We start from the raw sequence: 11,407 nt of genomic DNA, 5'->3' as shown, positions 1-11,407 counted from the left end.
TTAAACATCAATTTTTAGTAAAAAAACCTGCTGAATTTCAGCAGGTTTCAAATTGTTACTATAGATTACTATGAGAAGTGTACTTCGTCAATTTTTTTCTTGAAGATGAAAATTAGGCATATCACTCTGTTGAGATAGATGGATCAGCCTGCTCTTTTTTCGGGATGATTTCAAAAAACTGTTGCTGCATATCATCGAATAACGGTGTCAATAAAGCAACTTCCTCGTATTGCTCATGTTCATTTAATACACGGATATAATCTAGTAATAACTCGGTCACATCTTGCACACCATTTTTACTAATTGGTTGTAATGTAACATTTGCTCCTTTTGCGATTCTTCTTTTTAATGCCTGTTCTGTTAAACCTAAGCTTGAATCATGGCGTAAATAAACAACCCCGCCAGTCATACCAGCGCAAATCCATGGACCAGGATCCCCTAAAACAAGAGCGCGCCCATTTGTCATATATTCAAAAGCGAAACCTTTAATATTAGAGTATGCTCCTATATTCCCTTGCTCTTTTTCACGGAGTGGCTTTGTCATGCGTCCGCCAATTATCATGTCTGCTCCAGAGAGGCGAATGCCAGCGCGAGCATCAGCGTTACCTTGAACGTATAGCGCCCCTTTTTGTGCACCGTATCCAAAACCTTTTCCGACAGAACCGTTATAATATAGACCGTCTTTTCCTTTTGCTTTCGTTATATAAATACCACCACCAAAGGAGGTTTTACCAATACCATCTTGTGCGCCGCCGTTTACGTGTATAAATAAGTTCTCACTATTGTAAGCACCTAATCCATTTCCAGGAATCGAGCCATTCGTATACTTTAATGTAAGTGGTTCAAGCTTCGTGTCTTCATATAATTTACTACGAACGCGATAACAAGATTCTAGACCACCCATAACGCGTTGCTCTACGCCAACGCCTACTAATTCTTTTGAATGAGGAGAATGAATTGTTTCAAATTGTTTTTCTAGTACGTGTTCTGTTTTTGTACCAGATGGATGTTCTATCGTTTGTAGTAAATTACATAAGTTTAATAAATTTTTGCCTCGAACTTGTTCTAATAAATCGGAACGCCCGACAATTTCTTGTAAATTTGTATAGCCGAGATTTCCTGTTAATCGTTTTAGTTCTTCGCCAAAAGTAGTGAATAAATGTAATAATCCAGCCACGGCGCTTTCTAATTCACGCGGGACGAAGCGGCGTAATCCGTGTTCTTTCGCTTGAGCTTCAGATTCAATCTGTGTTGCGATTCCAACGTGGCAAGTATCTAGATGACATCCGCGGCAAGTTGTACAGCCAATTGCAATCATGGATAATGTACCAAATCCAATGCGGTTTGCTCCAAGGAGCATAATTTTCAAGGCGTCATTCACACTTCGAATACCACCATCAGCCCAAATTTCTACTTTATGTCTCATATTTGCTTCTAATAAAGCATTGTGAGCGGCTTTCACACCAATTTCTACAGGAAGCCCTACATGTTGCAATGCGTGGATACGTGCAGCCCCTGTACCACCATCAAATCCGCTAATGTTAATAAAATTAGCACCAGCTTTTGCGATACCAACAGCAATTGTTCCAATGTTAGGGACGACAGGGACTTTTACAGCTACTTTCGCAAGTTGATTAGCCGTTTTAATTTCTGTAATCATTTGAGCTAAATCTTCAATGGAATAAATATCATGGTTGTTAGAAGGTGAAATTAAATCTGATCCAATTGTCGCATTACGTGCTTCAGCGATTTTGGCTGTTACTTTTGAACCTGGCAAATGTCCACCTTCACCAGGCTTTGCGCCTTGCCCAATTTTTATTTCAATTAAGTTTGATGAATTGAGTAGTTCGGCGTTTACGCCAAATCGTCCGGACGCAATTTGTTGTCCACGTGTATGTGGATATTTTCCAATCATATCTTTAATTTCGCCGCCTTCACCGTTCAAACTAATCATATTTAGCTGGTCGGCTGCTTCTGCATATGCACGAAAGGCAATTTCATTTTGAGAACCGAATGACATGGAACTAATAATAAATGGTAAATCATGATTTTGAATACTGATGGACACTTCTTCAGCCGGAATGACATGTTTTGTTTCTTTCGTTTGAACAAGATGTCTAATTGCGATTGGGTTATTTTCTTCTAATTCACTTAATTTTTCACGGTAATCATCATAAGAGTTTCCTTTTGCAACATCGCCAATTGCTTTCCAAATTCGCGGGAATATATGAAAAGATTTTCGCATTCTAACTTTAGGATTGTTATAATCGTTCGCTCGCATTTGTGCATCTTCAGCAAGTGATTCAAGAGAAAAAGCTAAATCATTTGAACCTAAGAAATTCGTGATTTGCAATATATTTGTGATTTCTTCATGTAACCCGATAGAAGAATAGAGGCGACCGTAACCACGCAATTCATGAATTCCAATTGTTGAAATGACTTTTTCCAGTCCTTTATTAAGAGCATTGTATAAATTCGTAATTGGTGTTTTTGTCCCATCATTTACGGTTGCAAATAATAAATATGGATTAATACTATCTGCTCCTAATCCATACAGTGTGACGATATCATGTAAGGAGCGAAGGGCACCCGAACGTATAACGAGCGAACAGTTTCGGCGTAATTTATTTTCGCTTAATACTTGATGTACTTTCGCAGTAACTAAATGGGGATCAATCCATAACCGTTCATTTAGATGAGCGTTGGCATCGTCTATTAATAGTAGGGAAGCCCCATCGTTCACAGCTGTTATCGCTTCGGAACTAATTCGACTTAAGGCGCATTGTAAAGTTTCTGCCTGACTGAATGTAGCAGAGATTGTAGCGATAGAGCTATGAGTATTGAATAGTTGTATAAGTTGCTCGTACGTAACTGTGTGTAATTCTTCTGCAATAGATTGTGCTACACTTCCTTCTAAAATAATCGGGGAAAGCATCTCAACTACAAATGGTTGTTTAGCACCGCTTAATAAACTTGGTCGCTCTCCAAGTATCGTTCGTGTGGAGAAGTGTTCGACCTCTCGATCGCGATCAATTGCTGGATTTGTAACAACAGCTACACTTTCCTTAATGAAATCAGCGATATTTCGTCTATCAGTATCGAGTGCAGCGAGTGGTGAGTCATGCCCGAGTGAGCGAATTGGCTCAACGCCTTTTGTTGCCATCTGTTCAAGAAGCTGAATATGTTCACGATCCCATCCGAAAGCAACGTATTGTTTCGTTTCAACTTGCATAGAATCACATAATCCTTGGATTTCTTTCGTTTCAGGGGTAGATAAGTTTAAATGATAATCTTTAGTATCCACTCGTTTTTTAAAACGGTCATATACTTGAGCTTGGTATTTGTCATATTCATAAAGAACAAGCTCATCTTGTTCATTCCACTTTAGTCCGACTTTTTCCCCTGGAGCGAGTGGTTTTGGTTCTGCTACATATTCAGTTGGTGATACAACTCCAGGTTCAGAAGAGAAAATATAAGAGCTTTCTGTCTCTACTTTCCATACTGGTCGTAGCCCAAGAGAATCCACGCTGAAAACAGCTTCATCTTTATAACGTGAAATAATGCCAGCTGGACCTTGTGCAAAATGGCCCCATGCTTCACGTATATACGTATATAAATCTTGTAAATGTGGTTCATAAAGTTTAATTTCATTAATAATTGGCGGGAATAGTATATCCATTGCTTCAAATAAACTGTAGTTGTATTGAACAAGTAGAGTTTCTAAGGTGCGGTTTAAATCTTGGGAGTCACTGCCCCCAGCAGTAAGTGGAACGTGAATCATTTCAGCTTGATCGCGTAATTTTGCAATTGTGTTAATTTCACCATTATGTCCGAGGATACTAAATGGTTGTACACGAAAGAAGTTAGATAATGTATTAGTAGAATAGCGATTGTGTCCTAGTGTCATAGTTGAAGCAATAAGTGGGTGTTGTAAATCATTGTAATAGGCAACAAGTGTATCCCCAGCACCTAGAACTTTATATACAACGTGATCACGACTTAAGGAAGCAACATGAATCGCTTCATTTTCTTCTATTTTTATCGTTACTGTAAATAATGTTTGCTCAATATTTGCAACTTCATTTTCTGCGATAAGAGCAACTTGCCAAAATAAAGGTTCTTCTTGTTTACCAAGTGGACCGAGTGCATCGGAGTTTATTACATCATCACTTTCGAAAAGAATTGCAAAGTTTTCGTTGTTTAATTGTGTACGAATATGATTTTTTAAATTAACTATATTTTCGTTTTTATTTAGAAAAAAATGTCCAACGATAAAGTGGGGATGATCCACGATCGTTGGATTATATCCGCTACTTTTTAATTTTTCATTCCAAAGTGCTTTTGGTATATCAATGTGAATGCCGATTCCATCACCTTCGCCATTAATGAAACCAGCTCTATGATTCATTTTGACGAGCGATTGTATGCAAAGGTCAATATTTTCTTTTGTAGGAATTTTTTGTTTCTCCATAACGGAAACGATTCCACACGCATCATGTTCTGCATTTTTGTAATCTCGAAATAAAGACGGTGTCCATGTATTTGTTTTATTGAGCATCCGTCAATCCCCCCTCTTATGAAAGTTTGAATAATCTTACTATTTAAGGCGTGAGCAGCCTTGTATACAAAGATAGTAAGGATATAAAAGAAAATTAAACAGATAATTATGAATAATTATACTATTGATAAGGAATTTATGAAATAGAAAAAAGGAAAAAAGAAAGGTGTGCTTTCTTTTTTCCTTTTAATGACGGGATTATTTATTGTTTGCTAAAGCAGCAAATGCTCTACCTACAGCTTCAATTGTATATTCAATATCTTCTTTTGTATGTTCTGTCGTTAAGAACCATGCCTCATATTTAGAAGGTGCTAAGTTAACTCCTTCTTGAAGCATAAGCTTGAAGAATTTACCGAACATTTCTCCGTCTGTATCTTGTGCTGCATCGTAATCTTCAATTGTATTCGTTGTGAAGTATACAGTTAAAGCACCTTTTAGGCGGTTTAATGTAATATCGATATTATGTTTTTCAGCCTGCTCTAAAATTCCTTTTTCAAGCATTGCACCAAGTTCATCTAATTTTTCATAAAGCCCTTCTTGTTGAAGAACTTCTAGACAAGCAATACCAGATGCCATAGAAGCAGGATTTCCTGCCATTGTACCAGCTTGATATGCAGGTCCAAGCGGAGCGACTTGTTCCATAATTTCTTTCTTACCACCGTAAGCACCGATTGGAAGTCCGCCGCCAATAACTTTACCAAGCGCCGTTAAGTCTGGTGTTACGCCAAGTAAGTCTTGAGCACCACCGTACATGAAGCGGAAAGCAGTAATAACTTCATCATAAATTACTAGTGCACCAGCTTCGTGAACAAGTTCATTCACTTTCTCAAGGAATCCAGGTTTTGGCTCTACAATACCGAAGTTTCCAACAATCGGTTCTACAAGGATAGCTGCTACTTCATGTCCCCATTTATCTAATGCTTCTTTTAAAGTTTCTACATTATTAAATGGAACGGTAATAACTTCTTGAGCGATACTTTGTGGTACACCGGCTGAGTCAGGAGTTCCTAGTGTAGAAGGACCAGATCCAGCCGCTACAAGTACTAAATCAGAATGACCGTGGTAACAACCAGCGAATTTCATAATTTTTGTGCGGCCTGTGTAAGCGCGAGCGACACGAATTGTTGTCATTACAGCTTCAGTACCAGAGTTTACGAAGCGGACTTTATCTAATGCAGGCATTGCTTCTTTTAACATTTTTGCAAATTTTACTTCTAGCGCTGTTGGAGTTCCGTAAAGTACACCATTTTCAGCAGCTGTTGTAATTGCTTTTGTAATGTGCGGGTGAGCATGTCCAGTAATAATAGGACCGTATGCTGCTAAATAATCGATATATTTATTTCCGTCTACATCCCAGAAATAAGCACCTTTTCCACGTTCCATAGCAACAGGAGCGCCGCCTCCAACTGCTTTAAAAGAACGAGAAGGACTATTAACACCGCCAACGATATGTTCTAAAGCTTCTTTATGTAATGCTTCTGATTTTGTGAATTTCACTACCATTCATCTCCTTACAAAAATCTATGTATTATTCTAACATGTTTTTCGAAAAGACGTATTGTTTGTGATAGGGAAGGCAGTTGGGTAAACTATTCGTTGTGACATTTAGGAAGGGGGTCCGATTATGAAATCGGTAATTGAGGTACAAGGGTTACGTAAAGAATTTACAGCCTATTCAAGTCGTCCAGGTTTAAAGGGTGCATTTCGCGATTTATTAAATCGTAATTATAAAATAGTACCAGCAGTAAATGATGTATCTTTTACTGTGAAACAAGGTGAAATGGTTGGATATATCGGTGAGAATGGTGCTGGTAAATCAACGACAATTAAAATGCTTACGGGGATTTTGACTCCGACATCAGGAGACATTTTAGTAAATGGGATGAACCCGCATAAGCAGAGGGAAGAATTTGTAAGAACGATTGGTGTTGTTTTCGGTCAACGCTCACAGCTTTGGTGGGATATTGCGGTACAAGAATCGTTTCGTTTATTAAAAAAAGTGTACGGTGTATCAGACGCTCAGTATAAAGAACATATGGAGCACGTGATCGAAACGTTAGATATTGGTCCTTTATTAGATAAGCCAGTTCGAAAGCTATCTTTAGGTCAAAGAATGCGTTGTGAATTAGCGGCAGCATTAATTCATAATCCACCGTTATTATTTTTAGATGAACCAACAATTGGACTAGATGTACTTGTGAAATTGAAAATACGTGAATTTTTAAAAGAAATGAATGAACGTTATAAAACAACAATTTTATTAACAACCCATGATATTACTGATATTGAAGCATTATGTGAGCGCGTTATCATGCTCGATGAAGGAAATATTATGTATGACGGTTCTTTAAATAATCTTCGTACCCAGTGGGGAGCAGAGAAGGAAATACATTTTCAGTTTATTGCACCAGTTTCCTATCAGGCTTTATCAATGGTTATGCCAGATAGTCATGTCGTTTGGTCGAAAGCGAAAGAGGAAAACGCGTGGATTGCCAAAATACCGAATGAAGAAGTTATTATTTCAATGCTTATTTCTAAAGTGGTACAGGCCTTTCAAATTAAAGATTTAAAAATTAACGAAGTGTCTACAGAGGAAATTATTCGTAACATTTATGAAGAAGGTATGAAACATGGGTAAGTACATTGAAATGATTCGAATTCGCTTTTTAATGATGCTTGCGTATCGTACAAACTACTATAGCGGGATTTTAATTTATACAATTAATATCGGCGCATATTATTTTTTATGGCAAGCAATTTATAGCGGAAAAGAGAATATTGAAAGTTTATCTATTTCGCAAATGACTACGTATATCGCAATTGCGTGGATGGCACGTGCCTTTTATTTTAATAATATAGACAGGGAAATTGCGATGGAGATTCAAGAAGGACGTGTAGCGGTAGAACTGATACGTCCATATAACTATTTAGGGATGAAAGTGATGCAAGGTCTTGGTGAAGGAATATTTCGCTTTGCCTTCTTTTCAATTCCGGGTATGGTCATCGTTACCTTATTATTTTCATTGCAAATTACAACGAACTTTCAAACGTGGTTATATTTCTTCTTATCTTTAATATTTAGTTTTATTATTAATACACAAATTAATTTAATGACGGGAATGCTCACATTCTTCTTATTTAATAATAGCGGAATTATGTATGCAAAACGTGTTGTTATTGATTTATTTTCTGGTCTATTATTACCGATTAGTTTTTATCCGTTATGGGCCCAAAAGGCAATGGTGTTTTTACCATTTCAGGCCATTAGTTATATTCCGAGTATGATTTTTTCAGAAGGTATACAAGGAAGTAAATTGTATGAGGCATTATTATTCCAAGTAATTTGGGCAATTGTACTTATTATTCCAATTGTACTCATGTGGAGAACGGCGAGAAAACGTCTAATTGTACAAGGGGGATGATGAGATGATATATATAAAACTATTTTTGCAATATGCAAGCCAATATATAAAAACAAAATTGGAGTATCGGGGCGATTTTATCGTTGGATTACTTTCTGACTTATCACTACAGGCTGTTAATTTAATTTTTATTCTTGTTGTGTTTGGACATACACAAGCATTAAAAGGCTGGAGTAGAGAAGAAGTCATCTTTATTTATGGTTTCTTTTTAGTGCCGTTTGCCATTTTCTCAGCTTTCTTTAATATATGGGACTTTAATGATCGTTACATCATTAAAGGAGAAATGGATCGTATATTAACGAGACCAATTCATAGCTTGTTTCAAATTATATTAGAAAGAATGGAACTTGAGTCTTTAATTGGGGCCATTACAGGAATGATTGTAATGGGGTATGCAGCTGTGGAGTTGCAATTATCTTTTTACTGGTACGATATCTTCTTGTTCTTGTTGATGGTAGGAGGGGGCGCCCTTGTATACGGAGGTATATTTGTTACGCTTGCGAGTCTTGGTTTTTGGTCGGATGCGAAAAGTTCAATTATGCCGCTAATGTATAACATAGGTAACTATGGTCGCTATCCAGTTAATATTTATAACCGTGTGATTCGTTTCATTTTAACGTTTGTATTACCATTTGCGTTTGTCGGAGTGTATCCAGCAGCATACTTTTTAAGAAAAACAGAGTGGAATAGCTATGCGTTTGCAACACCGTTCGTTGGTGTTATCTGTTTTACGATTGCAATTACTCTTTGGAATCAAGGGGTAAAAAGGTACCGTGGTGCAGGGAATTAATTATAAAAGCTTGTTTGTTTCTAAGGGATAAATCTAATGGCTGTCTCATACATATAAAATGAGGTGGAGGACATGTTATGGGGATTTATTCTATTAATTGCAGCAATTGCTATTTTGAGGAGTGTCCAATTATTATGGAGTTCCTATTCGGATTCAACGCGTTTTTTTTCGCTGTATAATTTAGCTACATTATTTTTGATTTATACAACAGTATTGATTGCATTTGGATTAAGTTACGTTGTATTAGAGGAAATGGGTTTTGCAGTTTTGAAAGAGGATGGAGAAAGTTTAAATGCTCACTCTTTTCAACTGGTTGAAATTTGTTTATATTTTAGCGCAGTTACTTTATTGTCTGTTGGATATGGTGACATATCTCCGATTGGAATTGGGCGATGGATTGCGATTGGAGAAGCGCTAATTGGATATACATTACCGTTTGCTTTTGTAATGAGGTCCGTAATAGACAATGAAAAATAAGGAAGCATTTGTTATAGTAAAAAAAAAGAGTAGGAGTGATAACAATGATCACAGTAGGAGAAATGGCTCCAGAATTTACATTAGAGGGAAGTAACGGGGAACAAGTTCGCTTAGCTGATTTTCGTGGTAAAAATGTAGTTCTATATTTTTATCCGAAAGATATGACTCCAGGGTGTACAACTGAAGCATGTGATTTTCGAGATGCATATGGATTATTTCAAGAGAAGGATACAGTTATTCTTGGCGTAAGCCCTGATTCAGCGAACAGACATCTGAAGTTCATTGAGAAGCATGAACTTCCATTTGTACTTTTAGTGGATGAAGATCATAAGGTAGCGGAATTGTATGATGTTTGGAAGTTGAAAAAGAACTTTGGGAAAGAGTACATGGGAATTGAGCGTTCTACATTCCTTATTAATAAAGACGGTGAGCTTGTAAAAGAGTGGCGTAAAGTGAAAGTGAAGGGACATATTGAAGATGTTCTTTCTTATATAAAGTAAATCCATTGTGGAGATAAAATATATAGAAGTAAGGCGAGTGTCTATACATATTTTATTGTCTTACATAAAGTGAAGTGTAGGGCATACCTCCTCAGATGATAGTATTCCAAGTGCGATTATGTCGCACTTTTTTCTATGTAAATGTATAAAAAATGGGTAAAGATACATAAGAATAAGGCTATATACAAAAATAAAACACATACTTATAGTAGAAATATTGACGATTTATAAGAAAAGGAGTAAACTCTTTATAAGAATTATAAAATAATAATCCGTATAGAATCGGGGTGCATGACGGTGGTCAAAGAAGAATTAAAAGAAGCGCTAGAAATGCTGAAAAATACGGGTGTACGCATTACTCCACAGCGTCATGCTATTTTAGAGTACCTTGTGGAATCTATGACGCACCCAACAGCGGATGACATTTATAAAGCATTAGAAGGTAAGTTTCCAAATATGAGTGTTGCAACTGTTTATAATAACCTACGTGTATTTAAAGAGGTTGGACTTGTAAAGGAATTAACTTATGGAGACGCTTCAAGTAGATTTGATTATGTTACAAGTCAACATTATCATGTGATTTGCGAAAAATGTGGTAAGATTGTTGATTTTCCTTATGGAGGCTTGGAACAGCTTGAAGAGGAAGCTGCGAAAACGACAGGCTTCGTTATTAATAGTCATCGCTTAGAAATTTATGGCGTTTGTCCAGAGTGTCATAAGGCGTAATATATAATAAAGAAAGAGGCTGACGGCTTTACGTCAGCCTCTTTCTTTATTATATAGGGTAATTACATTAGGTTCAGAAGGGTTTAAAATGTTCAGTACACAACCTAATTTAATTAAAGATAAATACAAAAGGTGATTTCTTGGTTAAGAAATCACCTTTTCATGTTTAGTTTTGTAAGGATGTATTGTCTCCGTATATACTTATGACTTATAGCTCTTCTTATTATATTTTTCATCAAATTCTTTTCCTTCTAGATTTCGATCCATTGTTAAAGGTTGGTTGCAATGCATACATGCGTCGACACGACCGAGCATTTTTGTAGGTTTATCGCAGCTTGGACAAATAATTTGTACAGTTTTAGTAGATAACATACCAATCCAAAAGTAAACGACAGTACTAGCGATTACGGCTAAGAAGCCAACCATCATAAATGTTGTCATAATAATAATGTTTTCACGGAAAAAGACTCCTAAGTATGCAATGAAGAGGCCGATAAATACTAAACTTAATGCAAAGGTCCGGATTTTATTAATTTTGTTTGAATACTTAATGCTCATTCTCACCACTCTCCTATAATAACAATAATAACATAAAATTTAGAATTTTCATTCGTTAAGAAGCGTGATAAAGTGATAAGATATGAAATGTGGATTAGGGTAAAGAATGAAGAGAAACTATATGGATTTTTGAAACGTGTTTTTAAAGTTTTAACGGGATGTGAAATTTTTTTGTGAAAAGTATTGACCATGTATGTACTGCATGATATATTAATAACCGTCGCTGATGCGGAAACGCAGAAAACGACAAAAAATAAATTAAAAAACTTAGTTGACATCGAAAAACGAAGATGTTAACATAAGGAAGTCGCAAATGAGCGACTAAGTAGTTCTTTGAAAACTGAACGAAACAAACAACGTGAAACGTCAATTTTTA

General features: G+C 36.4%; 9 protein-coding genes. 6 read left to right on the top strand and 3 right to left on the bottom strand.

What is annotated here, in order from left to right:
* Positions 1–121: 121 nt before the first annotated feature.
* Both AC0NJG_RS15610 and hemL read right to left on the bottom strand, forming a co-directional pair.
* Entirely contained in the window at positions 122–4,558 is a 4,437-nt protein-coding gene (locus AC0NJG_RS15610; RefSeq protein WP_474063208.1) for a glutamate synthase-related protein, read from the bottom strand.
* A gap of 198 nt (positions 4,559–4,756) precedes the next feature.
* Entirely contained in the window at positions 4,757–6,061 is a 1,305-nt protein-coding gene (gene hemL, locus AC0NJG_RS15605; RefSeq protein WP_001974515.1) for a glutamate-1-semialdehyde-2,1-aminomutase, read from the bottom strand.
* Between the two features lie 121 nt (positions 6,062–6,182).
* On the opposite strand from hemL, the gene AC0NJG_RS15600 reads away from it, so the two are divergent.
* The 6 genes from AC0NJG_RS15600 to perR all read left to right on the top strand — a co-directional run bounded on the left by AC0NJG_RS15600 (position 6,183) and on the right by perR (position 10,473).
* A complete protein-coding gene (locus AC0NJG_RS15600) occupies positions 6,183–7,196 on the top strand; it encodes an ABC transporter ATP-binding protein (RefSeq protein WP_087952064.1) in 1,014 nt (337 codons plus the stop codon).
* The gene (locus AC0NJG_RS15595) at positions 7,189–7,980 is read left to right on the top strand and encodes an ABC transporter permease (RefSeq protein WP_000521523.1); all 792 of its coding nucleotides are present in this window, start codon (positions 7,189–7,191) and stop codon (positions 7,978–7,980) included. The genes AC0NJG_RS15600 and AC0NJG_RS15595 overlap by 8 nt, the downstream gene beginning before the upstream one ends.
* A 4-nt stretch (positions 7,981–7,984) precedes the next feature.
* Positions 7,985–8,770, top strand: a complete 786-nt coding sequence (locus tag AC0NJG_RS15590) for an ABC transporter permease (protein WP_000639353.1) — start codon at positions 7,985–7,987, stop codon at positions 8,768–8,770.
* Positions 8,771–8,842: 72 nt separating this feature from the next.
* Positions 8,843–9,247, top strand: coding sequence for a potassium channel family protein (locus AC0NJG_RS15585; RefSeq protein WP_000964350.1), 405 nt, complete (start codon positions 8,843–8,845; stop codon positions 9,245–9,247).
* Positions 9,248–9,291: 44 nt separating this feature from the next.
* The gene (gene bcp, locus AC0NJG_RS15580) at positions 9,292–9,747 is read left to right on the top strand and encodes a thioredoxin-dependent thiol peroxidase (protein ID WP_000633720.1); all 456 of its coding nucleotides are present in this window, start codon (positions 9,292–9,294) and stop codon (positions 9,745–9,747) included.
* A gap of 297 nt (positions 9,748–10,044) precedes the next feature.
* On the top strand, positions 10,045–10,473 hold the full coding sequence (gene perR, locus AC0NJG_RS15575; RefSeq protein WP_000237831.1) for a peroxide-responsive transcriptional repressor PerR: 429 nt from the start codon (positions 10,045–10,047) through the stop codon (positions 10,471–10,473).
* A 201-nt stretch (positions 10,474–10,674) separates the two neighbouring features.
* On the opposite strand, the gene AC0NJG_RS15570 is transcribed toward perR, so the two are convergent.
* The gene (locus tag AC0NJG_RS15570; protein WP_000025063.1) at positions 10,675–11,031 is read right to left on the bottom strand and encodes a YgzB family protein; all 357 of its coding nucleotides are present in this window, start codon (positions 11,029–11,031) and stop codon (positions 10,675–10,677) included.
* Positions 11,032–11,407: the final 376 nt, after the last annotated feature.

The sequence above is a fragment of the Bacillus sp. SSR7 genome (assembly GCF_055902415.1).
This window is presented reverse-complemented; position numbering and strand designations above follow the sequence as displayed.

Bases quoted from the DNA above. Each gene is read 5' to 3' on its own strand.
- bcp (WP_000633720.1), top strand. From the start codon at position 9,292: ATGATCACAGTAGGAGAAATGGCTCCAGAATTTACATTAGAGGGAAGT.
- AC0NJG_RS15595 (WP_000521523.1), top strand. From the start codon at position 7,189: ATGGGTAAGTACATTGAAATGATTCGAATTCGCTTTTTAATGATGCTT.
- AC0NJG_RS15585 (WP_000964350.1), top strand. From the start codon at position 8,843: ATGTTATGGGGATTTATTCTATTAATTGCAGCAATTGCTATTTTGAGG.
- hemL (WP_001974515.1), bottom strand. From the start codon at position 6,061: ATGGTAGTGAAATTCACAAAATCAGAAGCATTACATAAAGAAGCTTTA.
- AC0NJG_RS15590 (WP_000639353.1), top strand. From the start codon at position 7,985: ATGATATATATAAAACTATTTTTGCAATATGCAAGCCAATATATAAAA.
- AC0NJG_RS15570 (WP_000025063.1), bottom strand. From the start codon at position 11,031: ATGAGCATTAAGTATTCAAACAAAATTAATAAAATCCGGACCTTTGCA.
- AC0NJG_RS15600 (WP_087952064.1), top strand. From the start codon at position 6,183: ATGAAATCGGTAATTGAGGTACAAGGGTTACGTAAAGAATTTACAGCC.
- AC0NJG_RS15610 (WP_474063208.1), bottom strand. From the start codon at position 4,558: ATGCTCAATAAAACAAATACATGGACACCGTCTTTATTTCGAGATTAC.